We start from the raw sequence: 24,184 nt of genomic DNA, 5'->3' as shown, positions 1-24,184 counted from the left end.
CGCGGTCGGGCACCGGTTCGACGGCCACCGCCCACTCGACCAGGCATACGATGCCGGGCCGGGGCGGGTTGCACGGCAGGCCGCGGGCCGGGACGCAGCCGCCACCACCCGACGGCGAGACCGCGCCGCCCTGGTGGCAGCCCGGTGACGGCCCGACCGTGACGGCTCGACGGCTGCGGCACGACCGCTCGGCGGGCCGGGCTCGACGGGCCGCACCCGTCGCCGGGCGTGACCTGGAGGCGGTGCGCGGCGTTCACCCCGGGGGGCCGGCGACCGGCCGACGGCCGTCCGGCGGCAGGTTCCGGGCGGACCGTTCGCCGAGCGGGGTGGCCACAGCACCGGGGCGCCGGAGCCTGCGGGGCCCGCCCGGGCCACCTGGCCCGGCCGCCGCCGCAGGCCCACGGGCCGGGCGTCACCGGCGCTCAGGGCCACCGGACCTGACGACGTACCGGGCGCCGTGGCGGGCCCGACGCGAAGGCGCGGCGCGCCGGTACCGGCCCGGTACCGCGCACCGCATGGCACGGCCCGGCACCGGGTACGGCCAGACACGGCACACCCGCCGACGGGGCACCCCGCCGGCCCGGCACCATCAGCACGCGATCGAGCGTGCTCGCGGCCCACCGGCCTGACCAGGCCACCGGACCGCCGAGGGGAGGAGAGTCCGGTGACCGCCATGAGGCCACCACAGGCCATGCCGGCCGAGAGCGTGGTCGGCGCGCCGAGACCGGTCGGCCGTCCCGACCAGGTCCAGACGGCCGGACCGACGGGGGCGCCCGTCGGCCCGAGTCGGCTCGCGGCCCCGCCAAGGCCGCAGCCCCCCGCCGTCCACCACGCGGTGCTCTGCGTCAACGCCCCTGCGATGGCCGCTTCCGGACCGGACGGCCAGCTGCGCGGCCACGGCCTGCACGGCTTCTACCGCAACGGCGTCCGGGTGCTCGCCCGGATGGAACTGCGTCTGGGCGGCATGGAGCCGCTGCCGCTCCAGGGCGCCCTGACCAGCACCGCGCAGGCCCGCTTCCTCGGCGCCGTCCGGCTCCCCGGCGACCTCGACCCGGACCCGGCGCTCACCGTCGAGCGGCTGCGCCACGCGGACGGGGTGGAGACCGTCATCGTGCGCAACACCGGCGGCCGGCCCGCCCGGCTGCCGATGGAGATCGCCCTCGGTACCGACCTCGGCCCGGTCGCCGAGATCGCCGCCGGGCACCGCCCGGCCGACCTGCCGGGCCAGGTGCAGTCCGCCGGGCTGCGCTGGGCCGGCCCAGCGCACAGCGCGGTGGTCAGCGCCAAGCCCTCCCCGCACGCGGTGCTGGCCGGGGCCGGGGTGCTCCGGTGGGACCTGGAGGTGCAACCCGGCGCCCGCTGGTCGGTCGAGCTGCGCGCCGAACTGGAGAGCACCGCCCCCGGCCCGCGGCCGCCCGGCGGGCGGGGCACGGGCGTGCCGCTGCCCTGGGCCGAACCGGAGGTCCGCAGCGACGATGCCCGGGCCGCCCTGCTGGTCACCCGCTCCCTGGACGCCCTCGGCGGGCTGCTGTTCGCCGATCCGGACCGCCCGACCGACCTCTACCCGGCCTCCGGCGCACCCTGGCGCTTCGGCCTCGCCCCGGCCGACGCGCTCTGGGCCGCCCGGCTCACCCTGCCGCTCGGCACCCGGCTCGCCGCCGGCACCCTGCGGGCGCTGGCCCGCCGTCAGCAGCCCGCCGCCGCCCCGGGCCGCACCGAAGGCCTGCTGCCGGGCGTCCTTCGGCACGGCGGCCCCGAGCTGCCGCCCACCTGCACCGCCACCGAGGCCACCCTGCTGTTCGTCACCGTGCTGGCCGAGGCCTGGCGCTGGGGCCTGCCCCGCGCGGAGACCGCCGACCTGCTCCCGGCCGCCGAGCGGGCCCTGGCCGCCCTCCGCGAGGGCCTGGTCGACGGTTTCGTCACCGACCTCAGCCGCCCGGCGGAGGACCGCGCCGCCCACCCGGTGGCCGCCCGGGCCGAGGTCCAGGCGCAGGCCCACCGCGCCGCCCTGCACGGCGCCGAACTGCTGGAGGCCTTCGGCCGCCCCGGCGCCGGGGAGTGGCGCGGCTGGGCCGCCGAACTGCGCGGGCGCTTCCGCGAGCGGTTCTGGATCGACGACCTCTCCGGCGGCCGCCCCGCCGCCGCGCTGGCGCCGGGCGGCCAGCCGTTGCCGGCCGTCGCCTCCTGCCTGGTGCACCTGCTGGACACCGGGCTCGCCGCCGACGGCGGTCGGCACGAGAGCCTGCTGGACCGGGAACAGACCCGGCTGCTGGCCCAGCGCCTGGCCGCGCCGGAGCTGGACAGCGGCTGGGGCCTGCGCACGCTCAGCGCCAAGTCCCCCCGATTCAACCCGCTGGGCCACCGCGGCGGCGCGGTGCGCGTCCACGAGACCGCGCTGGCGATCGCCGGGCTGGCCGAAGCCGGCCACGAGAACGAGGCCGGCGCCCTGCTGGAGGGCCTGCTCGCCGCGGCCGCCCACTACGAGGGGCGGCTGCCGGAGATGTACGCGGGGGAGCAGCGCATCCCCGGCTGCCCGCCGGTGCCGCACCCGGCCGCCTGCCGCCCGGCGGCGGTCTCGGCGGCCGGCGCCGCGCACGCGGTGTTCGCACTCGCCGGGGTCCGCCCCGACGTGCCGGGCGGCCGGGTCCTGGTCCGCCCGGCCAGCACCGCTCCGCTCGGCGAGCTGGAGCTGACCGGCCTGCGGGTCGCGGGCGAGCCCTTCTCGGTCCGGGTGAGCCGGATCGGCGTGGCGATGGTCGAGGAGGCCTCCGCGGAGCTGCAACTGGTCGCCCGCTGACACCCCTGCCCGGGCCCGCCCGGCTCCGGCGACACCTCAGGCGGGCCGTGCGCGGTCCGTGTACGGGCCTGTGCTTATCGTCAGAGAGACGACTATGATCGTCGCCATGTCGCGTTACGATCCGTCGGCCTTCCCCCCGTTCGCTGTCACGGTTGACCTGGTGGTGCTGACGGTGCGCGACCACGCGCTCTGCGCCCTGCTGGTCAGACGCGGTGAGCCGCCGTTCCAGGGGTACTGGGCACTGCCCGGCGGCTTCGTCCGCCCGGACGAGGGCCTGGCCGAGGCCGCCTCCCGGGAGCTGGCCGAGGAGACCGGCCTGCGCGCGCACTCCGCCCCGGGCCACGAGGCGGTCGGCCCCGGCGCGGCCGGTGCCCACCTGGAGCAGCTCGCCACCTACGGCCACCCGCAGCGCGACCCCCGGATGCGGGTGGTCAGCGTCGCCTACCTGGTCCTCGCCCCCGACCTGCCGACCCCCCGGGCCGGCGGCGACGCCAGCAGCGCCCGCTGGGCCCCGGTCGGCGAACTGCTCGGCCGGAGCCCGGTCGACGGCGTCCCGCTCGCCTTCGACCACGGGCTGATCCTCGCCGACGGCGTGGAACGCGCCCGCTCCAAGATCGAGTACTCCTCCCTCGCCACCGCCTTCTGCCCCACCGAGTTCACCGTCGGCGAGCTGCGCCGGGTCTACGAAGCGGTCTGGGGCGTGGTCCTGGACCCGCGGAACTTCCACCGCAAGGTCACCGGCACCCCCGGCTTCCTGCTGCCCTCCGGTGGCACGACGACCCGTCAGGGCGGCCGCCCCGCCCAGCTGTTCACCGCGGGCGGCGCGACCGTCCTCAACCCGCCCATGCTGCGCCCGGAGTCCTGACCCGGCCCCGGCCCGCCGCCGGCTCCCCCCGACCCGGGAATCGCAGGATCGGATTGTCCCCTGATCGGGTGAGGTGGGTGGCCGACGGGCCCGCGCCGCTCCCGTAATGCCCGGAATCTCCGTCACCGGCCCCTAATGTGCTGGCGCGGGGCCGTGCTGGCACGCGCCAACACACCAGGGGGCGCCCCGCGTCGGGCAGGTCGGCCGAGGGCATGGGAGCAGGCAGCGATGATCCAGATCACCGGACTGACCAAGGTCTACCGCAAGGGCGCGCCGCCCGCGGTGCTCGATCTGACCTTCGACGCCAGGCCCGGCATGGTGACCGCGCTGCTCGGCGCCGAGGGCGCAGGCAAGTCCACCGCGCTGCGGCTGATGCTCGAACTCGAACGCGGCCAGGGCATCACGCTCTTCGACGGCCGCACCTACCGCCGGCTGCGCCGCCCCGAGCGCGAGGTCGGCGTGCTGCTGCCCGGCCCCGGGCCGGGCGCGGCCGCCGTGGCGGGCCATCCGGGCCGCAAGGCTCACGGCCACCTGCGGATGCTGGCCGCGGCGGTCGGCGCCTCCGCACGGCGGGCCGACGAACTGCTGGAGCAGACCCGGCTGGCCGCCGTCGCCGGGCAGCGGCTGCGCAGCTTCTCGCCCGGCATGCACCGCCGGCTGGCCCTGGCCGCGGCCTTGCTCGGCGACCCCGGCACGCTGCTGCTGGACGCGCCGACCGAGGGACTGTCCCCGCGCAACGTCGAGTGGTTCCACTCCTTCCTGCACTCGTTCGGAGTCGCCGGCGGGACGGTCCTGGTGACCACCCGCACCCCGCAGGAGGCCGCGCAGCTCGCCGACCGGGTCATCACGCTGGACCGCGGTCGGCTGGTGGCGGACCAGCCGGTGGCGGAGTTCCGCCGGACCAGGCTCAGCCCCGAAGTGGCCGTCCGCGGGCCGCAGATGGCGCGGTTGGCCGACCTGTTGGTCGGTCAGGGCGCCGAGGTGCGGCGGGACGGCGGCGCGGGCCTCGCCGTGGCGGGCGTCGACCGTACCGAGATCGGTGAACTCGCCTATCGCCACGGCATCCTGCTGCACGAGCTGGCCGACCGGGTGGTCGAGCAGCCGGCGCCCCGGGTCGCCCTGCCGGTCGCTTCGGGCCGCTCCGGCCACCTCCGTGTCCAGTCGGGCCCCACCACCTCCGAACCGAGCCCCGAACGCGGCCCTGAACCCGGCTCCGAGCCCGCTCAGGACCCGGCCGCCGACGTCCCGGTCGTCACCGTCCCGCGCCACCGGGGCGCCCGCCGCTCGGAGGCCCGGCCGCCGGCCGCCCACCACCGGGACGAGGCGGCGCTGCCCACCCGCGCCCTGCCGGCCGCCTCGGCCGCGACCGCCCTCTCCGCCCTCGGTGCCACCACCCGCCGGGCCGAGCCCGCCGAGCCCACCCCGACCGTCGTCGTGGAGCGGCTGTTCCGTGACGGCCCCGGCGCCCTGGCCGGATCCGCGTCGGCCCTCGCCCCGACCCCCGACCCCGCTGCCGGCGCCGGGAAGTCCGCGCCCGACCCGACCAGGGGCCGCGAGAGCGCCGCCGACCTGCTGACCGACGACACCGTCCGCCTCGGCCGCCCGGCCGGGGCCCGGGCCGTGACCCCGGCCCCCGGCGTTCCCGTCAGCCCCGCCACCCCCGATGACCACCGGAGCGAGTGAACCGTGCGTGTCCTGGCCTACGAGCTGCGCCGCCTGCGCGGCCTGCGTTCCACCTGGCTGCTGCTCGCCGCCGTGCTGCTGTGCGACGCCGTCACGGCCGCCGTCCTGGCGAGCCAGGCCCCGGCCGGCCCGCTGGCCACCCCGGCCGGGGTGCGGCTGCTGACCGCCGCCGTACCGCTGATCCCGCTGCCGTTCGCCGCGTTGGGGGCCGGTGTGCTGGGCGCGCTCTCGTACGGGCACGAGGTGCGGCACCCGGGACTGCCGGCCTCCCAGGTGTCGTACCCGCGGCGGGTGCGGCTGCTGCTGGCCAAGCTGCTGGTGGTCGGTCCCGTCGCAGGGCTGCTGGCGCTGGCGACCCTGCTCCTCGACGCGGTGGCGGTGCAGCTGGCGCTGCCGGGCGGGGTGACGGTGGCCGCCTGGGTGGAGCCCTCGGCCTTGTCGGACCAGGTGTCGCGGGCGCTGGCCGCCACCGGGCTGTCCGACCTGGCCGACCTGCCGGGCCTGACCGACCTGCCGGGCGTGTTCGCCCCGGTGGCGCTGGCGGCCGGCCACGGGGTGCCGGCGGCCCTGCTGGCCTTCGTCCTGCTGACCGTCGTGGCGGGCTGGACCGGGGTGCTGACGGCGTCGCTGACCCGCAGCGCCTCGGTCGGGGTGCTGCTGTTGTGCGCGCTGCCGCCGCTGCTGGAGTCCGGTGTGGCGCTGCTGCTGCGGGAGATCGGCAGGCCGTGGCCGACCCGTGCGGCCGAACTGCTGCCGTTCCAGTCCGGTGTCGAATGGGCCTACGGCTGGGTTTACCGAGGGGAGCACGAGGCCGCGGCCGGGAACGCGGCGCTGACGGATCCGGCTCTGCTCGCGGCGGTGGCGGCGCCTGCGGCCGTCCTGCTGCTCGCGGCGCTCCTGGTGCAGGTCCGGCGGCGCGCGCTCTGACGCCGGGCGCCGAAGGGGGCGGCCGTGCCGAAGCATCAAGATCGACCAGCAGTGACCGTAATGCGCGGTTCTTCCTGATAAGAAGTCAATTATCCAGTCGCGGTCGATCACCCTTTCGTGTGCTTTTCACGAGAATTCTCAAGCTGCGCCTGCCGATCGCCGACAAAGGAGCTGTGAGTACCCTTGCGCACCCCACCATGACCCCCGCCCGTTCCGCCGACGGCCCCATTCACGGCCCCGGCGATCTGGACCGCTTCTCGTACGCCGACCGGCCGACTCCGCCGGCGCCCCGCTGGGAGGGCGCCGAGTCCGATCTCGCCCGGGTCGGTCGCAAGACCACCAGCAGCCGCGGCCGCGGTCTGCACGGCCAGCTGGTCCAGCAGCTCGGCCAGATGATCGTCTCCGGCGACCTGGGCGCCGACCGTCCGCTCGTGCCCGAGGAGATCGGCCAGCGGTTCGAGGTGTCCCGCACAGTCGTCCGCGAGTCGCTGCGCGTCCTGGAGGCCAAGGGCCTGGTCAGCGCCCGGCCGAACGTCGGCACCCGGGTCCGCCCGGTCGCCGACTGGAACCTGTTGGACCCGGACATCATCGAGTGGCGCGCCTTCGGCCCGCAGCGGGACGAGCAGCGCCGGGAGCTGTTCGAGCTCCGCTGGGCGATCGAGCCGCTGGCCGCCCGGCTCGCCGCCGGCCACGGCCGGGAGGACGTCCAGCAGCGGCTGGTCGAGCTGGTCGAGATCATGGGCCACGCCGCCGCCCAGGCCGACCTCTCCACCTACGCCCGGGCCGACGCCGAGCTGCACGGTCTGATCCTCCAGATGGCCGGCAACCGGATGCTGGAGCACCTGTCCGGGATCGTCGCCGGCGCGCTGCAGGTGTCGGGCGGCCCGGCCATCTCCTGCGAGCGAGCCTCCGAGTCCTCGGTCAGCCTGCACGCCCGGCTGGTGGACGCGCTGGGCACCGGCGACGGCACCGCGGGGGAGGCAGCGATGCGGGCGCTGCTCACCGTCCACCCCGAGATCGAGCCGTCCGTCCCCGCCCCTCGGGAGCACTGAGCGGGCCGTTCCGGTGAGCGGGCGCCCCGTCCGTCCTCCGTTCCTCCAGGGCCCTCCGGCCGCACCCGCGCGGCGCAGCCGGAGGGCTTCTGCACGCCGGCGGTCCGACCCGGACATGTGATGCCCAGTCCATGACAACAGGTTTCGGCGCGAGTGCGCGATGATGGATTCCGGCCCCGTGGCCGCGGGCGCCGAGTGGTGTGACCCGCGACACGAAGGCCATGCGTAACACTTGACGAGTAGCAGCGATGTCTCCTGAGCGGGAGCAGCTCCGGAATACTTCAACATGTCACAATGCTGTGTTGGTCCGCGGCGCTGCTGCCGTCCTGCAAACCCAGTCCTCAAGCCCGAGTCGGTCGGAATCGACACCGCGCGCCCGACGCGCGATTTCCTTCCCCGCCCGCTCGGGCGGCCGGTACGGGTTCGAGTCCACTCATCGTCCGAGAGGTTGTTCGTGTCGGCCAGCACATCCCGTTCGCTTCCCCCCGAGATCGCCGAGTCCGCAGCTCTGCTGGCGCTCATCGAGCGGGGCAAGGCCCAGGGGCAGATCGCCGGTGACGACGTGCGCCAGGCGTTCGAGGCGGACCAGATCCCGGTCACCAAGTGGAAGAACGTCATGCGCAGCCTCAACCAGGTGCTGATTGAGGAGGGGGTGGATCTCATGGTCAGCGCGGCCGAACCGGCCGGCGCCAAGCGCAAGAGCGTTGCTGCCAAGAGCCCCACCAAGCGCACCGCCACCAAGGCTGTCACCACCCGGAGCCCGGCCGCCCCCACGGCCCCGACCAAGCCGCCCGTGCGCATCGCGCCCGGTGCGCCCGTCGCGGCCCCGGCCGTGGCGGCCGCCACGGCGTCCGCCCCCACGGTGTCCGCCGAGATCACCTCGGAGACGACCGGGGTCGCCTCCGAGCTGAAGGCGGTCGCGAAGAAGGCCGCCCCGGCCAAGAAGGCCGCGGCCAAGAAGACCGCCGCGCCGGCCAAGAAGACCGCCGCCAAGAAGACCGCCGCCAAGGCGGGCAAGGGCGACGAGGAGCTCATCGGCGAGGAGGAGCTGCTCGAGGACGTCGCACTGCCCGGCGACAAGGCGGGCGAGGAGGCGGAGCCCGAGGAGGAGTCGCAGGGCTTCGTGCTCTCCGACGACGACGAGGACGACGCGCCGGCCCAGCAGGTCGCCGTCGCCGGTGCCACCGCCGACCCGGTCAAGGACTACCTGAAGCAGATCGGCAAGGTCCCGCTGCTCAACGCCGAGCAGGAGGTCGAGCTCGCCAAGCGCATCGAGGCCGGTCTGTTCGCCGAGGACAAGCTCTCGGCCGCCGACAAGCTCGCCCCCAAGCTCAAGCGCGAGCTGGAGATCATCGCCGAGGACGGCCGCCGCGCCAAGAACCACCTGCTGGAGGCCAACCTCCGCCTGGTGGTCTCGCTGGCCAAGCGCTACACCGGCCGCGGCATGCTCTTCCTGGACCTGATCCAGGAGGGCAACCTCGGTCTGATCCGTGCGGTCGAGAAGTTCGACTACACCAAGGGCTACAAGTTCTCCACCTACGCCACCTGGTGGATCCGCCAGGCGATCACCCGCGCCATGGCCGACCAGGCCCGCACTATCCGCATCCCGGTGCACATGGTCGAGGTCATCAACAAGCTGGCCCGCGTCCAGCGCCAGATGCTCCAGGACCTGGGCCGCGAGCCCACCCCGGAGGAGCTGGCCAAGGAACTCGACATGACCCCCGAGAAGGTCATCGAGGTCCAGAAGTACGGCCGTGAGCCGATCTCGCTGCACACCCCGCTCGGCGAGGACGGCGACAGCGAGTTCGGTGACCTGATCGAGGACTCCGAGGCGGTCGTCCCGGCCGACGCGGTCTCCTTCACCCTGCTCCAGGAGCAGCTGCACTCGGTTCTGGACACCCTCTCCGAGCGCGAGGCCGGCGTGGTCTCGATGCGCTTCGGCCTGACGGACGGTCAGCCGAAGACGCTCGACGAGATCGGCAAGGTGTACGGGGTCACCCGTGAGCGCATCCGCCAGATCGAGTCGAAGACCATGTCGAAGCTGCGCCACCCGTCGCGTTCCCAGGTGCTGCGCGACTACCTGGACTGATCCGGCCGGTACGGCCGCAGGCGTGTGACGAAGGCCCGGAGCCCCACGGCTCCGGGCCTTCGCCGCTGTCCGGGCGGGTCAGCGTCCGGGTGGCCGTTGTCCCTCGTCCGGGTGGCGGTGCGGCGGGAAGCGGTCGCACCGCGTAGTCGATCACCTACGCTGTGGCGGTTGCCTGCTGCCGAGCCGACTGGAGTCACGGTGCTGCCCAACCCGGACCGCGCTGCCCTGCCGACCCCCGCCCCGCCCCCGGCGAGCCCGGCGGCCGCCCGTGCGGGCCGCCGCCGACGGGCCGCCGTACTGGCGCTGCTGGCCGCCGTCCCCGTCCCGCTGGTCGCGCTCGGTACGGCCGGTCCGGCCGGGGCGCAGCGCCGGGTGGTCGGCGGCACCGCCGAGACCACCGTCGACCACCCGTGGGTGGTGGCGCTGTCCAGCCGCCAGCAGTTCGGCAGCGGCCGCTCCGGCCAGTTCTGCGGGGGAGCGCTGGTCACACCGACCAAGGTGGTGACGGCCGCGCACTGCTTCTACGACGAGTCCAGGGGCGCCAAGGTGGACCGGCCGGGCCTCAAGGCCGTCATCGGCCGGGACGACATGCGCAGCTCGGCCGGCCGCGAGGTGCCCGTCCGGTCGGTCTGGATCCACCCCGACTACTCGTTCACCGCCAACCTGAACGACGTCGCCGTGCTCACCCTCGCCGACCCCCAGGACTCCCGGCCGGTGATCGACCTGGTCGGCCAGGGCGAGACCGAGCCGTACGCGGCCGGGACCGCCGCGCGGGTCTTCGGCTGGGGCGACACCACCGGGCGCGGCGACTACTCGCCCACGCTGCGTGGCGTGGAGGTGCCGATCATCGCGGACCAGACCTGTGCGCAGGCCTACCCGGGCGGGCAGGACGGCAAGTTCGACGCCCGGGGCATGGTGTGCGCGGGGGAGGAGAAGGGCGGCAAGGACGCCTGCCAGGGCGACAGTGGCGGCCCGCTGGTCGTCGGCGGCCGACTGGTCGGCCTGGTCTCCTGGGGGACGGGCTGCGCCGAGGCGGCCCACCCGGGCGTCTACACCAGGGTGGCGTCCGTCGCGGACGCGGTGCGCTCGGTGCTGTGAGGGCCGCCGACGCCGTCGCCGGTGACCAACTGGTCACGTTCTGAAGCCTTATGGATGCGGAGCGTGCCGGTCTCCGGGAACAGCAGAGCCGGGCGACCAGCCCCCGAGGGGACCTGTCGCCCGGCTCACCGGTCGCGCGGAGTGCGCGACCGGACACACAGCTCGACGCCGACTGCTGGTGTGGCGCCTTGGATCAGCGCTCTTCTTCGGCGGCCGTGGCGTTGGTGGTGCCGCTGAGACGGCCGCTCTCGTCCTGTATCTCCACGGCGATCTTCTTGAGCTCGGGCTCGAACTTCCGGCCGTGGTGGGCACAGAAGAGCAGCTCTCCGCCGCTGGCGAGTACGACGCGCAGGTAGGCCTGGGCGCCGCAGCGGTCGCAGCGGTCAGCCGCGGTGAGCGGGCTCGCAGGTGTCAGAACAGTAGTCACGTCGCCTCTTCTCTAGCTCGACGAGCTGTCGTACCAGGGTCAACATCCAACCAGGCCGAAAACGTTCCCGCTCGTGGCTTTTCTTCTCTGAGGATTCTGCTGTGTTGATGAGGACGTGCCCCGGGGGCCGGTGGTTCATGCGTACCGAATCCCAGGATCCGCCCGTCCCTCGAACGCCCGATCGGGACCGGGTGCGAGGTCCGCGTAGCATAATCCTCTGCCGGGTTGGAGCATAAGCCCCGTCCCGGGCCCCGGTAGCCTGCATAACGGCAGTTCCGGAGCCTGTGCCAGGCCCCACGATCCGCCAGGACCGGTGGTACCGGGAGGAGATGGCGCCCCGGGGTCCGGACACCGGAGCGGTCCTTGTTCGCGCAGCGCGTACAAGCTGCGCGAGGGCGGCCCGCCGTGCTGTGCACCCAGCGGAGGGGTGCGAGCACACCGGGCGACGGCTGTCGGTGCGGCGTGCTGCACTGGCGGATGGTCCGGATGCGTCCCGATGTGACCGATGAGACAGAACTTCACCGAGGAGAGTGCCGCGTGAGTGCCGAAACGACCGTGCCGTCCGCACTGCTGGCCGGCGACGACGGTTCCAACTACACCGCTCGGCACCTGCTCGTCCTGGAGGGACTGGAGGCGGTCCGCAAGCGCCCCGGCATGTACATCGGCTCGACGGACAGTCGCGGCCTGATGCACTGCCTCTGGGAGATCATCGACAACTCCGTCGACGAGGCGCTGGGCGGTTACTGCGACCGCATCGAGGTCCTGCTGCACCCGGACTCCTCGGTCGAGGTCCGCGACAACGGGCGCGGCATCCCGGTCGACGTCGAGCCCAAGACCGGGCTGTCCGGCGTCGAGGTCGTGATGACCAAGCTGCACGCCGGCGGCAAGTTCGGCGGCGGCTCCTACGCGGCCTCCGGCGGCCTGCACGGCGTCGGCGCCTCCGTGGTCAACGCCCTCTCCGCCCGGCTGGACGTCGAGGTCGACCGCAGCGGGCACACCCACGCGATCAGCTTCCGCCGCGGCACCCCCGGCATCTTCACCGAGGCCAGCCCGGACGCGCCCTTCGAGCCCGCCAACGGCCTGACCAAGACCCGCAAGGTGCCCAAGGCCCGCACCGGCACCAGGATCCGCTACTGGGCCGACCGGCAGATCTTCCTCAAGGACGCCCGGCTCTCCCTGGAGCACCTGCACAGCCGCGCCCGGCAGACGGCCTTCCTCGTCCCCGGCCTGACCATCGTCGTGCGTGACGAGCGCCTCACCGAGAGCGAGCAGGTCGAGGAGTCGGTCTTCCGCTTCGACGGCGGCATCGCCGAGTTCTGCGAGTTCCTGGCGCCCGACAAGCCGGTCTGCGACGTGCTGCGGCTGCGCGGCGAGGGCACCTTCAAGGAGACCGTGCCCGTCCTGGACGAGCTCGGCCACATGACCCCCACCGAGGTCACCCGGCAGCTCGGCGTGGACATCGCGCTGCGCTGGGGCGCCGGTTACGACACCACCCTGCGCTCCTTCGTCAACATCATCGCCACCCCCAAGGGCGGCACCCACATGACCGGCTTCGAGCGCTCGCTGGCCAAGACCGTCAACGAGGCGCTGCGCGCGGCCAAGCTGCTGCGCGTCGCCGAGGACGACATCACCAAGGACGACGCCACCGAGGGCCTCACCGCGGTGGTCACCGTCCGGCTCGCCGAGCCGCAGTTCGAGGGCCAGACCAAGGAGGTGCTCGGCACCTCGGCGGCCAACCGGATCGTCGCCGCCGTCGTCGCCAAGGAGCTCAAGGCCTTCCTCACCTCGGCCAAGAAGGACCAGAAGCTCCAGGCCCGGGCCGTGCTGGACAAGGTCGTCGCGGCCGCCCGCACCCGGGTCGCGGCCCGCCAGCACAAGGAGGCCCAGCGCCGCAAGACCGCGCTGGAGACCAGCTCGCTGCCGGCCAAGCTGGCCGACTGCCGCAGTGACGACGTCGACCGCAGCGAGCTCTTCATCGTCGAGGGAGACTCCGCGCTCGGCACCGCCAAGCTCGCCCGCAACTCCGAGTTCCAGGCGCTGCTGCCGATCCGCGGCAAGATCCTCAACGTGCAGAAGGCCTCGGTGAGCGACATGCTCAAGAACACCGAGTGCGCCGCGATCATCCAGGTGATAGGGGCCGGTTCGGGCCGCACCTTCGACATCGACCAGGCCCGCTACGGCCGGGTCATCTTCATGGCCGACGCCGACGTCGACGGCTCGCACATCCGCACCCTGCTGCTGACGCTGTTCCACCGCTACATGCGGCCGATGGTCGAGCAGGGCCGGGTCTTCGCCGCCGTGCCGCCGCTGCACCGGATCGAGCTCACCAACCCCAAGCGCGGCCAGGAGAAGTACCACTACACCTACTCCGACGCCGAACTGCGCTCCACCCTGCTGGAGTTCCAGCGCAAGGGGCAGCGCTGGAAGGAGCCGGTGCAGCGGTACAAGGGTCTGGGCGAGATGGACGCCGACCAGCTGGCCGAGACCACCATGGACCCGCGCCACCGCACGCTGCGCCGGATCAACCTGGGCGACCTGGAGCAGGCAGAGCGGATCTTCGACCTGCTGATGGGCAACGACGTCGCCCCGCGCAAGGAGTTCATCGTGGACTCGGCGGCCACCCTGGACCGCTCCCGCATCGACGCCTGAGGCCTTCGGAGTCCTCCGGCGCGAGGGCGTCCGGGGCCTTCGGAGTCCTCCGGCGCGAGGGCCCTCCACCCACGGGTGGAGGGCCCTCGCGCTGCCGGTTCCACCTGTGGTCCACCCCGGCGCCGATCAACCGGGGGCGCCGGATCCGTAGCGTCGGAGAGGTCAGTACAAGCCTCCTGTCGGGACGGAGAACTCCGATGACCGCCCTCGTCAACATCGTCGTGATCATCGCGGTGATGGTCCTCGTGGTCCAGCGCCAGATGCGCGCCCAGCGCCTGGACACCGAGCGCCGCTTCTGGCTGCTCCCGCTGATCCTCGGCGCGCTCGCGCTGCGCGACCCGCAACTCATCGACCACCAGCACACCGCGCTGTCCGCGACCCTGGTCGGGTGCGGCCTGGCGGCGGTGGTCGCGATGGGCTCCGTCTGGGGCTGGACCGTGCGGTTGTGGCGGGCCGGGGACGGCTCGGTCTGGGCCAAGGGCACCAAGGCCACGGTGGCCGCCTGGGTCGGCATGATCGCCATCCGGCTCGCCCTGTACGGCATCGGCGCGGCACTGCACGTCCACCAGGCGGGCAGCGCGCTGCTGCTGGGGCTGGCGGTCCTGCTGCTGACCCGCTCGTTCGTGGTGAACTGGCGGGCACGGGCCCTGGACCTGCCGCGACAGGCCGCCGTACCGCGCTGACCGCGCTGACCGCCCTGCCGGGGCCTGCCGGGCCCGCTGTCCGAGAACGTCGAGGAGGCACCTGTGGCCGAGTGGTACTGGACCCGCTGGCCGGCCCGCGAGGGGCTGGAGCGCGAGGCCGGGAGATGGCCGCGGCGGGCCCTCGCCCTGCTCGGCCGCACCGTCCTGCTGGTCGTCGTCTGCTGGGGGACGTTCTCCGGCGGCAAGTACACGGGCTGGGCGGTGGTGGTCGTGGCGGCCGGACTGCTCGGGGTCGCCGCCCTGGCCGCCGGCTACCTCCGCGCCACCCGGGAACAGCGCCTGGCGCTCTCGCTGGGCCTGGCCGTCGCCCTGCTCGGCAGCGCCTGGCTGGCCAACTGGGGGCAGGCCTACCTGCTGGCCGACTTCATCTGGTGCGGGCTGACCGTGATCGGGTTGGTCCGGCTGCCGGCCGCGCCCGGCCTGCTCACCGCGGCGGCCGCGCTGGGCTCGTACACCGCCGCGAGCTGGGCGAGCTGGGTGAGTGTCTTCGCCACCGTCGGCGGGCTCAGCCTGCTCGGCTACCTGCTGCGGCTGGACGTCGAGGCCCGCGGCACCGCCCGCCAGCTGCTCACCCAGGAGCGCGCCGCCCGGGCCGCCGAGGCGGAGAGCGCGGCGCTCGCCGAACGGGCCAGGATCGCCCGGGAGATCCACGACGTGCTCGCGCACAGCCTCTCCGCGCAGCTCGTCCACCTGGAGGCGGCCCGGCTGATGCTGGACGCCGGCACCGACCGCGGGCAGATCCGTGAACGGGTCGTCGCCGCCCGGCGGATGGCCCAGGACGGGCTGGTCGAGACCCGGCAGGCGCTGTCCGCGCTGCGCGGCGAGCTCACCCCGGTCGGCGAGTTCCTGGTGGAGCTGACCGCGCGGGAGCGGGCCGCGCTCACCGTCACCGGCACGCCCCGGCCGCTCGCCGCCGAGGCCGCCCTCGCGGTGCGGCGCACCGCGCAGGAGGCGGTGACCAACGTCCGCAAGCACGCGCCAGGCGCCCGGTGCACCGTCGAACTGCGCTACCTGCCGGAGGCGGTGGAACTGGAGGTGCGCAACTCCCGCCCTCCGCGCGGCGAACCGTCCGGGGAGCTGGCGGCCAGCGGCAGCGGGTACGGTCTGCTGGGGATGCGCGAACGCGCGGAACTGCTCGGCGGCACCCTGCTGGCGGGCCCCGAGGACGGAGGGTGGCGCGTGCTGCTGCAGGTGCCGGCATGAGCGAGCGCGGCGGGCTCATCATCAGCAGGTGCGGATTTCGCGAAGCGACTGCCGACCGGAGCGGGGCGGTCGCATGAGCGAGGCGGAAGTCACCAGGGTGCTGGTGGTGGACGACCAGACGGTGGTGCGCGAGGGCATCGTGATGCTGCTGGGGCTGCTGCCCGGCATCGAGGTGGTCGGCGCGGCGGCGGACGGGGAGGAGGCCGTCGCCCTGGTGGAGCGGTGTCACCCGGACGTGGTGCTGATGGATCTGCGGATGCCGCGCGTCGACGGCGTCGAGGCGACCCGGCGGATCCGGGCCGCGCACCCGCAGACCGAGGTGGTGGTGCTCACCACCTATGCCGACGACGACTCGCTGTTCCCCGCTCTGCAGGCCGGGGCGCGCGGCTACCTCACCAAGGACGCCGGCGGCGAGGAGATCGCCCGGGCGATCGCGGACGTCCGCGCGGGGGCGGCCGGGCTCTCGCCGCAGATCCAACTCCGTTTGCTGGAAAGGCTTTCCGGGCCTTCGACCGGATCCGCGCCAGGGGTCGGGAAGCCGGTCGGGCGGCCGGGGGAGCTCCCGGACGGGCTGACCGCCCGGGAGGCGGAGGTGCTGGCGCTGATCGCCGAGGGGCTCTCCAACGCCGAGATCGCCCAGCGGCTGTTCGTCAGCCAGGCCACCGTGAAGACGCACATCAACAACCTGTTCGCCAAGACCGCGGTGCGGGACCGGGCACAGGCGGTCTCGTACGCCTTTCGACACGGGATCACCGGTACGCAGCAGTAGTCGGATGAGCGTCTGTCGGATGATCGATCACCTCATCGAGTGAAGGTATCGGCAATGGTCAGAGGGGCTGTCCGGCGGCCGCCATCATGGTTGGGGTCAGAGTGCCCGCCGGTCCAGGAGCAGTTGTGCCACAGCAGCAGACGAGCAGTCCCGGACAGGGGCAGCGATTTGACTGGTGGGCCGCTCCGGCCGCCGCCACCGCCTCCGACCGGCCGGACGTGCCCGGCCACCCGGCGGTACCGGCCCAGTCGGCCCCCAGCCGCGCGGTCCAGCCGGTACCGGCCGAGCGGGCGCCCGTCCGGGCCGCCGCCCCCGCCCAGCCCGCCGTCGAACCGGCGGCTGCCCCCCGGCCCCTGGTGCCCGCCACCGACAGCACCGAGGTGTACCGGGCCGTCCAGCGCAGCGACGCCTTCCAGGACATCCGCCGCAGCTACCGCTCGTTCGTCTTCCCGGTCAGCGGAGCCTTCCTCGGCTGGTTCCTGATGTACGTCGCCGCGCAGGCCGCCGCCCCCGGCCTGATGCGCAGCCAGGTGGCCGGCCCGCTCAACGTGGCCTGGCTGCTGGGCCTGCTGCAGTTCGCCTCGACCTTCCTGCTCACCTGGCTCTACGCCCGCAACGCCCGGACCAAGCGCGACCGCGCCGCCCTGGGCCTGCGCTGGGACACCCAGGACCAGCTGCGATGACGACCACGATCACGACCGCGGCGACGACCACGATGACGACCGCCACCCCGCCCCCCGTCGCCCCCACCGGCGACCACCACGACCTCGCGATCGCGCTGTTCGCCGTCGTCGTCCTGGTCACCCTGGCGATCACCCTCTGGGTAGGCCGCCGGGGCAGCGCCACCGAGGACTTCTACGCCGGCGGCCGCGACTTCACCCCGCTGCAGAACGGCTTCGCGCTCTCCGGCGACTACCTCTCCGCCGCCTCCTTCCTCGGCGTCGCCGGGCTGATCGCGCTGTACGGCTACGACGGCGTGCTCTACAGCATCGGCTTCCTGGTCGCCTGGCTGGTGGTGCTGATGCTGGTCGCCGAACTGGTCCGCAACGCCGGCCGGTACACCCTCGCCGACGTGCTCGCGCTGCGGCTGCGCCGCCGCAAGGTCCGGGCCGCGGCCGGTGGCGCCAGCGTCGTCGTCACCCTGCTCTACCTGGTCGCCCAGATGGTCGGCGCGGGCTCGCTGGTCGCCCTGCTGCTCGGCACCAACAGCGCCCAGGCCCGGACCTGGACCATCGTCGCCGTCGGCGGACTGATGATCGTCTACGTCACGATCGGCGGGATGCGGGCCACCACCTGGATCCAGATCGTCAAGGCCTTCCTGCTGATCGCCGGCTCGGTGCTGCTCACCGTGCTGCTGATGGTCCGCTTCCACGGCGACGTCGGCGAGCTGATGCGCCAGGCCGCCCAGCACAGCGGCGCCGGGCGGCGCTACCTCGAACCCGGTCTCAAGTACGGCGCCACCTTCACCAGCCGGCTCGACTTCTTCAGCCTGGGCCTCGCCCTGGTGCTCGGCACCGCCGGACTGCCGCACATCCTGTCCCGCTTCTACACCGTGCCCACCGCGCGGGCCGCCCGTCGTTCCACGATGTGGGCGATCGGCCTGGTCGGCGGCTTCTACCTGATGGCCATCGCGCTCGGCCTGGGCGCGACCGCGCTGGTCGGCTCGGCGGAGGTGCGGCACGCCAACTCGGCCGGGAACACCGCCGTCCCGCTGCTCGCCCTGGTGCTCGGCGGCGGCAACGGCAGCACCGGCGGGGTGGTGCTGTTCGCGCTGATCTCGGCGATCGCCTTCGCCACCATCCTCGCCGTGGTCGCCGGGCTCACCCTGGCCTCCTCGGCGGCCTTCGCCCACGACATCTGGGCCGGCGCCTGGCGCGGCCGGCCGCGGCGGCGCCCCTTCCGGCGGCGCGCCGCCGTCCCGGCCTCCCGGCCGGGGGCCGCGGCGGAGGCCGAGCCGACGGGCGAGGCCAGCGAGCGCCAGGAGGTCTGGGTGGCACGGTTCGCGGCCGTCGGGATCGGCGCGGCCGCGATCGCGATCAGCCTCTACGCCCAGCAGCTGAACGTCGCCTTCCTGGTCGGCCTGGCCTTCGCGGTGGCGGCCTCCAGCAACCTGCCCGTCCTGCTGTACAGCCTGTTCTGGTCGCGGTTCACCACCCGCGGCGCGGTCTGGTCGGTGTACGGCGGACTGGTCCCGGCGATCGTGCTGGTCGTCTTCTCCCCGGTGGTCTCCGGCACCAAGGTGGCGCTCTTCCCCGGCGTCGACTTCCACTGGTTCCCGCTGGAGAACCCCGGCATCATCTCCATCCCGCTCGGCTTCCTGGCCGGCTGGATCGGGACGATCACCTCGCCCGAGCCGGCCGACGCGGACCGCTTCGCCGAGCTGGAGGTGCGCGCCCTCACCGGTGCGGGCGCGGCCTGAGCGCCGCGCCCCGGGGAACCCCGGCGGGCCTGGGGCCGCCGGGGTTCCCCCACGTCCGGGCGCGGTGTCAGGCCCGGACCGCCAGGCCGTAGCGGTGCTCGGGGCGGCCGGTGTCGCCGTAGCGCAGGGTCAGCCGCAGCCGGTTGTCCCGCTCCAACTGCTTGAGGTAGCGCTGCGCCGTCGAGCGGCTGAGCCCGGTGGCGTCCGCGACCTCCTGCGCGGACAGCGGGCGGCCCGCCTGGCGCAGCACCCCCAGCACCAGGTCGGTGGTGGGCGCCGAGTGCCCCTTCGGCAGCGGGCCGGCCGGGGCGGCGGCGCTGCGCAGGGTGGCGAACAGCCGGTCCACCTCGTCCTGGCCGGCCTCCCGGGCCGCCGGGCCGGCCAGCGCGTGCCGCAGCTGCGCGTACGCGACCAGCTTGTCCCGCAGGCCGGCGAAGGTGAACGGCTTGACCAGGTACTGCAGCGCGCCGTGCTGCATCGCGGCGTGCACCGTCGACACGTCCCGGGCGGCCGTCACCATCATCACGTCGCAGGCCACCTGTCGGTCCCGCAGCCGGCGCACCAGCGCCAGGCCGGTCTCGTCCGGCAGGTGGTGGTCGAGCAGCAGCAGGTCCACCGGGCGGCGCTCCAGCGCGGCCAGCGCCTCCCCGGCCGAGTGCGCGGTGCCGGTCACCCGGAAGCCCGGCACCTTGGCCACGTACGCGGCGTGCACGTCCGCGACCCGGAAGTCGTCGTCCACCACGAGTACGTCGATCATCAGGCCTCCACGAGCTGAGTGGTGAGCAGGGCCTCGGGCAGCTCGACCGTGAACCGGGCGCCGCCGAGCGGTCCCGCGTCGAGCACGATCCGGCCGCCGGTCCGTTCGACCAGCCGCCGCACCATCGCCAGCCCCAGCCCGCGCGGACGGTGCGCGGGCGCGTCCTTGCTGGTCCACCCCTCCTCGAAGACCTGCTCGCGCAGCTCCTCCGGCACGCCCGGGCCGCTGTCCGCGACCTGGAGCAGCAGCGTGGAGCCGGCCGCCGCCAGCGTCACCTCCAGCCGCCCGCCCCCACCCGCCGCGAGCGCGTCCACCGCGTTGTCGATCAGATTGCCGAGCACCGTCACGAGCGCCCGCGCGTCCACCACCGCGTCCGGCAGGTGCGCCGCCGGGGCCAGCGCCAGCCGCACCCCGCGTTCGCCCGCCACCGCCGTCTTGCCCGCCAGCAGCGCCGCGACGTGCGGATCCTGCACCTGCTCGGCGATCCGCGCCGCGACCACCGCGTGCGAACCGGACTGCTCCGAGATGAACGCCACCGCCTGCTCGTGGCGGCCCAGCTCCAGCAGGCCCAGCAGGGTGTGCATCCGGTTGGCGTGCTCGTGGTCCTGGGCGCGCAGTGCCTCGGTCAGGCTTCGGGTGGTGTCCAACTCGCGGACCAGCGACTCCAGTTCGGTCCGGTCGCGAAGCGTCACGACCGCGCCGCCCTCGGCCGTGCTCATCCGGTTGACCACCAGCACCCGGTCGTCCCGGACCGCGGGCAGGTCGGCGCCGGTGATCCGCCCGGTCAGCACGTCCGCCAGCCGGCCCGGCGGCAGCACCGCGTGGATCGGCCGCCCGGTGCAGTCCTCCGGCAGACCGAGCAGCCGCACCGCCTCGTCGTTGGCCAGCCGGATCCGACCGTGCTCGTCCAGCGCCACCATGCCCTCGCGGATGCCGTGCAGCATCGCCTCCCGCTCGACCAGCAGCGCCGAGATGTCGGCCAGCGCGATGTTGTGGGTGCGGCGCTTCAGCCGCCGGGCCAGCGCCAGCGTGGCGACCGTCCCCGCGGCCAGGCCCGCGCCCGCGCACAGCAGGATCCCGGTGAGCATCTTCAGCAGCCGGCGGCGGATCGAGTCGTCGCTGATGCCGACCGACACCTCGCCGACGATCCGGCCGTCCGCGACCCGCAGCGGCACCTTGCCGCGCGCGGTGCGGCCCAGCGTGCCCTGCTGCATCGCGGTGACGCTGAGCCCGCTGAGCGCCGGCTCCGGATCGGTGCTGACCCGGTGGCCGATCCGCCCCGGGTCGGTGTGCGAGAGCCGGATCCCGTCCAGGTCGGTGACCACCACGAAGCTCGCGCCGGTGGCCAGCCGGATCTGCTCGGCGTTGCGCTGCGCGGTCGCCGAGTCCCGGGCGTCGGCCGCTCGGGCGATCGCCTCGTCGGTGGCGGTGGCCTGGGCGATCGACAGCGCCCGCTGCATCGCGTCGTGGTCCAGCTCGCTGCTGACCGGGGCCAGGAACAGGCCGGCGGTCACGGTGGTGACACCGACGGTGACGACGGTCTGGCTCAGCAGCAGTTGCGCGAAGACCCGGCGGGGCCAGCGGGGCAGCTTCATCCGGGCCTCCTCTCGGCGGCTGTGGGGGCGGGTACGTCAGGGTCGGGACACCCTACGTTTCCGGCGTGTTTCTGTCAGCCGCGTCCCCGCAGTTGTAGCGGAAGCAAAAGGAGCAGAACACCCCTCAATGCGGAGAAACCGCAGTACGCCGAGAAGGCTCCCGCCCGGGCCGGGCCCGCTCCTACCTTTCCGGGGCAAGCACAGACCCGGGAGGATCGAATGAGCACAACCCCGGCGATCGAGCTGACTGGCGCGACGAAACGGTTCCGCACCCCGTCCGGGGCCCTGCACACCGCCGTCCGCGATCTCGATCTGACCGTCGCCCAAGGCGAGTTCGTCGCCGTCGTCGGGCCCACCGGCTGCGGCAAGTCCACCACGCTGACGCTGGTCAGCGGCCTGGAGGAGCCCACCGAGGGCGAGGTCCGGGTGGACGGAGAGCCGGTCCGCGGGATCCACCCCAAGGTCGGTTTCGTCTTCCAGCAGGACGCCGTCTTCCCCTGGCGCACCGTCCTGTCCAACGTGATGGCCGGGCCGCGCTTCCGCGGGGTGCCCACCGCCGAGGCCAGGGAACGGGCCCGGGACTGGCTGGGCCGCGTCGGCCTCGCCGCCTTCGAGGACCGCTACCCGCACCAGCTGTCCGGCGGCATGCGCAAGCGCGTCGCGCTCGCCCAGACCTTCGTCAACGACCCGGACATCCTGCTGATGGACGAGCCGTTCTCGGCGCTGGACGTGCAGACCCGCGCCCTGATGTCCGACCAGCTGCTGGAGCTGTGGGCCGGGACCAGGTCCTCCGGGAACGCCGCGTCGGTCGTCTTCGTCACCCACGACCTGGACGAGGCCATCGCGCTCGCCGACCGGGTCGTCGTCATGACGGCCGGACCGGCCACCGTCAAGGAGATCTTCACCGTCGACCTGCCACGACCGCGCACCGTGGAGGCCGTCCGGCTGGAACCGAGGTTCGTCGAGCTGTACCGCGAGATCTGGGCCTCGCTCGGCGAAGAGGTACGCATCACCCGGGAGAGAGGAGCGGGTCGTGCCGCTTGAGACCGCGTCGGCCGTCACCGACAAGCCCCCGGCGGCCGCCCCCGCCAGCCGTACCGAGGCCCGCGAACGGGCCGCCCGCAACCGGAGGCTGACCGTCTACGGGGCCCGGGTCGCCGTCCTGGTCGCCTTCCTCGGACTGTGGGAGATCTGCGCCCGCACCGACGTCATCGACCCGTTCAACTTCTCGCAGCCGTCGAAGATCTGGAACCAGATCTGGCAGTGGATCACCCACGGCACCGCGCAGGGCTCGCTCGGCGAACAGATCGGCTACACCCTCTACGAGGCCCTCACCGGCTGGGTGATCGGCGTCATCTGCGGTGTGCTGCTCGGCATCGCGCTCGGCCGGGTCCGCTTCCTGGCCGACGTGTTCGGGCCCTACATCAAGGTGCTCAACGCCATCCCGCGGATCGTGCTCGCCCCGATCTTCCTGATCTGGTTCGGCCTCGGCCCGGCCTCCAAGGTCGCCTCCGCCGTCGTCCTGGTGTTCTTCCCGGTGTTCTTCAACGCCTTTCAGGGCGCCCGCGAGGTGGACCGAAACCTCGTCTCCAACGCCCGCATCCTCGGCGCCGACGGCCGCAAGGTCACCCTCCAGGTGGTCATCCCCGCCGCCACCACCTGGATCTTCACCAGCCTGCACGTCAGCTTCGGCTTCGCCCTGATCGGGGCCATCGTCGGCGAGTACATCGGCGCCACCAAGGGGCTCGGCCTGCTCGTCGCCGCCGCCCAGGGCACCTTCAACGCGGCCGGCGTGTACGCCGCCATGACCATCCTCGCCGTCGTGGCGCTGCTCACCGAGGGGCTGCTGACCTTCGCCGAGAAGAAGCTGTTCCGCTGGAAGCCCGCCGACGCGGGCGACGGCCGCTGAATCCCACCCCCTGCGCCGCGAACCCCCTGCGCCGCGAGCCCCCTGCGCCGCGAACCCCCCGCGCCGCGAGCCCCCTGCGCCGAGAACCCCCCGCGCGGCTGACCCCCCTGCGCCGCTGATCCCCCTCGCAGAGAGAGGCACCCCCACCCATGCGCCCGAACCCGATCGGCAGACCCGCCGCGGCCGCCCTCGCCGCCGTCCTGCTCCTCCCGCTCTCCGCCTGCGCCAACGACGCCGCCACGACCACCCACGGCGCCGCCGCCCCGGCCGGCCGGCAGGTCGACGGACCCAAGGTCAAGATCATGGTCGGTGGCCTGGACAAGGTCATCTACCTGCCCGCGATGCTCACCCAGCGGCTCGGCTTCTTCGCCGACGCCGGCGTCAACGTCGAGCTGATGAGCGAGCCCGCCGGCGTCAACGCCACCACGGCGCTGCTCGCCGGCGACGTCCAGGGCGCCGTGGGCTTCTACGACCACACCATCGACCTCCAGGCCAAGGGCAAGATCGTCGAGTCCGTGGTGCAGTTCTCCCAGGCCCCCGGCGAGGTCGAACTCGTCTCCACCAAGCAGGCCGACGCCATCAGGTCCGGCGCCGATTTCAAGGGCAAGAAGCTCGGCGTCACCAGCATCGGTTCCTCCACCGACTTCCTCACCAAGTACCTCGCCGTCAAGAACGGCACGGCCGTCAGCGAGTTCAGCCCGATCGCGGTCGGCGCCGGCCAGACCTTCATCGCCGCGCTCCAACAGGGCAGCATCGACGGCGGGATGACCACCGACCCGACCGTCGCCAACGTCCTCGACAAGGGCCTCGGCAAGATCCTCTACGACATGCGCACCCCCGAGGGCTCCCGCGAGGCCCTCGGCGGCCTCTACCCGTCGTCCTCGCTCTACATGAACACCGACTGGGTGGAGAAGAACAAGGACACCACCCAGAAGCTCGCCAACGCCTTCGTCAAGACCCTCAAGTGGATGTCCACGCACAGCCCCGAGGAGATCGCCGCGAAGATGCCCGCCGACTACGCGCAGGGCGGCGCCGAGCAGTACGCGGCCGCGATCAAGGCGACCCTGCCGATGTTCACCACCGACGGCGTAATGCCGGCCGACGGCCCCAAGACCGTCCTCGCCGTGCTCGCCGCCTTCCACCCGGACGTCAAGGGCAAGGAGGGCACCATCGACCTCTCCCGCACCTACACCACCGAGTTCGTCGGGAAGGCCGTCACCGGCTGAGCCGACCCCCGACGT

General features: G+C 73.8%; 19 protein-coding genes. 16 read left to right on the top strand and 3 right to left on the bottom strand.

What is annotated here, in order from left to right; genetic code table 11:
- Positions 1–673 precede the first annotated feature (673 nt).
- The 7 genes from ABT015_RS18210 to ABT015_RS18180 all read left to right on the top strand — a co-directional run bounded on the left by ABT015_RS18210 (position 674) and on the right by ABT015_RS18180 (position 10,511).
- Entirely contained in the window at positions 674–2,797 is a 2,124-nt protein-coding gene (locus ABT015_RS18210) for an amylo-alpha-1,6-glucosidase (RefSeq protein WP_350880230.1), read from the top strand.
- A 106-nt stretch (positions 2,798–2,903) separates the two neighbouring features.
- Entirely contained in the window at positions 2,904–3,662 is a 759-nt protein-coding gene (locus ABT015_RS18205; protein ID WP_350880113.1) for an NUDIX hydrolase, read from the top strand.
- 228 nt (positions 3,663–3,890) lie between these two features.
- Positions 3,891–5,345 carry an ATP-binding cassette domain-containing protein gene (locus ABT015_RS18200; protein ID WP_350880111.1) on the top strand — a complete coding sequence of 485 codons (1,455 nt, stop codon included), beginning with the start codon at positions 3,891–3,893 and terminating at the stop codon, positions 5,343–5,345.
- 3 nt (positions 5,346–5,348) lie between these two features.
- Positions 5,349–6,272, top strand: coding sequence for a hypothetical protein (locus tag ABT015_RS18195; protein WP_350880109.1), 924 nt, complete (start codon positions 5,349–5,351; stop codon positions 6,270–6,272).
- Between the two features lie 119 nt (positions 6,273–6,391).
- Positions 6,392–7,324, top strand: coding sequence for a FadR/GntR family transcriptional regulator (locus ABT015_RS18190; protein ID WP_063349357.1), 933 nt, complete (start codon positions 6,392–6,394; stop codon positions 7,322–7,324).
- A 454-nt stretch (positions 7,325–7,778) separates the two neighbouring features.
- Complete coding sequence (locus tag ABT015_RS18185; protein ID WP_350880107.1) at positions 7,779–9,413, top strand: RNA polymerase sigma factor; 1,635 nt, start codon at positions 7,779–7,781, stop codon at positions 9,411–9,413.
- A 297-nt stretch (positions 9,414–9,710) separates the two neighbouring features.
- Positions 9,711–10,511, top strand: a complete 801-nt coding sequence (locus tag ABT015_RS18180; RefSeq protein ID WP_402453295.1) for a S1 family peptidase — start codon at positions 9,711–9,713, stop codon at positions 10,509–10,511.
- A 193-nt stretch (positions 10,512–10,704) separates the two neighbouring features.
- Here ABT015_RS18180 and ABT015_RS18175 read toward each other — a convergent pair whose 3' ends face one another.
- Positions 10,705–10,938, bottom strand: a complete 234-nt coding sequence (locus tag ABT015_RS18175) for a DUF7455 domain-containing protein (RefSeq protein WP_063349359.1) — start codon at positions 10,936–10,938, stop codon at positions 10,705–10,707.
- A gap of 537 nt (positions 10,939–11,475) precedes the next feature.
- On the opposite strand from ABT015_RS18175, the gene ABT015_RS18170 reads away from it, so the two are divergent.
- The 6 genes from ABT015_RS18170 (at position 11,476) to ABT015_RS18145 (ending at position 18,682) form a co-directional block, all read left to right on the top strand.
- The gene (locus ABT015_RS18170) at positions 11,476–13,587 is read left to right on the top strand and encodes a DNA gyrase/topoisomerase IV subunit B (protein ID WP_350880102.1); all 2,112 of its coding nucleotides are present in this window, start codon (positions 11,476–11,478) and stop codon (positions 13,585–13,587) included.
- Between the two features lie 197 nt (positions 13,588–13,784).
- The gene (locus ABT015_RS18165; RefSeq protein WP_350880100.1) at positions 13,785–14,270 is read left to right on the top strand and encodes a CcdC protein domain-containing protein; all 486 of its coding nucleotides are present in this window, start codon (positions 13,785–13,787) and stop codon (positions 14,268–14,270) included.
- Between the two features lie 63 nt (positions 14,271–14,333).
- Complete coding sequence (locus tag ABT015_RS18160) at positions 14,334–15,494, top strand: histidine kinase (protein WP_350880098.1); 1,161 nt, start codon at positions 14,334–14,336, stop codon at positions 15,492–15,494.
- Positions 15,495–15,567: 73 nt separating this feature from the next.
- A complete protein-coding gene (locus ABT015_RS18155; RefSeq protein ID WP_350880096.1) occupies positions 15,568–16,263 on the top strand; it encodes a response regulator in 696 nt (231 codons plus the stop codon).
- 125 nt (positions 16,264–16,388) lie between these two features.
- Positions 16,389–16,946 carry a DUF485 domain-containing protein gene (locus tag ABT015_RS18150; RefSeq protein WP_350880094.1) on the top strand — a complete coding sequence of 186 codons (558 nt, stop codon included), beginning with the start codon at positions 16,389–16,391 and terminating at the stop codon, positions 16,944–16,946.
- A gap of 32 nt (positions 16,947–16,978) precedes the next feature.
- The gene (locus ABT015_RS18145; protein WP_350880228.1) at positions 16,979–18,682 is read left to right on the top strand and encodes a solute symporter family protein; all 1,704 of its coding nucleotides are present in this window, start codon (positions 16,979–16,981) and stop codon (positions 18,680–18,682) included.
- A 67-nt stretch (positions 18,683–18,749) separates the two neighbouring features.
- On the opposite strand, the gene ABT015_RS18140 is transcribed toward ABT015_RS18145, so the two are convergent.
- Positions 18,750–19,439 (bottom strand): response regulator, encoded by a 690-nt coding sequence (locus tag ABT015_RS18140; RefSeq protein WP_350880092.1) that lies wholly within the window; start codon positions 19,437–19,439, stop codon positions 18,750–18,752.
- Positions 19,439–21,034 carry a sensor histidine kinase gene (locus tag ABT015_RS18135; RefSeq protein ID WP_350880090.1) on the bottom strand — a complete coding sequence of 532 codons (1,596 nt, stop codon included), beginning with the start codon at positions 21,032–21,034 and terminating at the stop codon, positions 19,439–19,441. Before ABT015_RS18135 ends, ABT015_RS18140 begins: the two co-directional genes overlap by 1 nt.
- Before the next feature lie 219 nt (positions 21,035–21,253).
- Here ABT015_RS18135 and ABT015_RS18130 point away from each other — a divergent pair, with 219 nt between their 5' ends.
- The 3 genes from ABT015_RS18130 to ABT015_RS18120 all read left to right on the top strand — a co-directional run bounded on the left by ABT015_RS18130 (position 21,254) and on the right by ABT015_RS18120 (position 24,169).
- Positions 21,254–22,078, top strand: coding sequence for an ABC transporter ATP-binding protein (locus tag ABT015_RS18130; protein WP_063349366.1), 825 nt, complete (start codon positions 21,254–21,256; stop codon positions 22,076–22,078).
- Positions 22,068–22,943 (top strand): ABC transporter permease, encoded by an 876-nt coding sequence (locus ABT015_RS18125; RefSeq protein ID WP_350880088.1) that lies wholly within the window; start codon positions 22,068–22,070, stop codon positions 22,941–22,943. Before ABT015_RS18130 ends, ABT015_RS18125 begins: the two co-directional genes overlap by 11 nt.
- Before the next feature lie 149 nt (positions 22,944–23,092).
- Positions 23,093–24,169: an ABC transporter substrate-binding protein gene (locus tag ABT015_RS18120; RefSeq protein ID WP_350880086.1), complete on the top strand. Its 1,077-nt coding sequence runs from the start codon at positions 23,093–23,095 to the stop codon at positions 24,167–24,169.
- The last annotated feature ends 15 nt before the right edge of the window (positions 24,170–24,184 follow it).

Origin of the sequence: Kitasatospora sp. NPDC094016 (assembly GCF_040304045.1) — a bacterium.
In the GTDB taxonomy this organism is placed as follows: Bacteria; Actinomycetota; Actinomycetes; order Streptomycetales; family Streptomycetaceae; genus Kitasatospora.
This window is presented reverse-complemented; position numbering and strand designations above follow the sequence as displayed.

Coding starts and splice junctions, on each gene's coding strand:
- ABT015_RS18210 (WP_350880230.1), top strand. CDS start 674: ATGAGGCCACCACAGGCCATGCCGGCCGAGAGCGTGGTCGGCGCGCCG.
- ABT015_RS18205 (WP_350880113.1), top strand. CDS start 2,904: ATGTCGCGTTACGATCCGTCGGCCTTCCCCCCGTTCGCTGTCACGGTT.
- ABT015_RS18200 (WP_350880111.1), top strand. CDS start 3,891: ATGATCCAGATCACCGGACTGACCAAGGTCTACCGCAAGGGCGCGCCG.
- ABT015_RS18165 (WP_350880100.1), top strand. CDS start 13,785: ATGACCGCCCTCGTCAACATCGTCGTGATCATCGCGGTGATGGTCCTC.
- ABT015_RS18155 (WP_350880096.1), top strand. CDS start 15,568: ATGAGCGAGGCGGAAGTCACCAGGGTGCTGGTGGTGGACGACCAGACG.
- ABT015_RS18145 (WP_350880228.1), top strand. CDS start 16,979: ATGACGACCGCCACCCCGCCCCCCGTCGCCCCCACCGGCGACCACCAC.
- ABT015_RS18140 (WP_350880092.1), bottom strand. CDS start 19,439: ATGATCGACGTACTCGTGGTGGACGACGACTTCCGGGTCGCGGACGTG.
- ABT015_RS18135 (WP_350880090.1), bottom strand. CDS start 21,034: ATGAAGCTGCCCCGCTGGCCCCGCCGGGTCTTCGCGCAACTGCTGCTG.
- ABT015_RS18130 (WP_063349366.1), top strand. CDS start 21,254: ATGAGCACAACCCCGGCGATCGAGCTGACTGGCGCGACGAAACGGTTC.
- ABT015_RS18120 (WP_350880086.1), top strand. CDS start 23,093: ATGCGCCCGAACCCGATCGGCAGACCCGCCGCGGCCGCCCTCGCCGCC.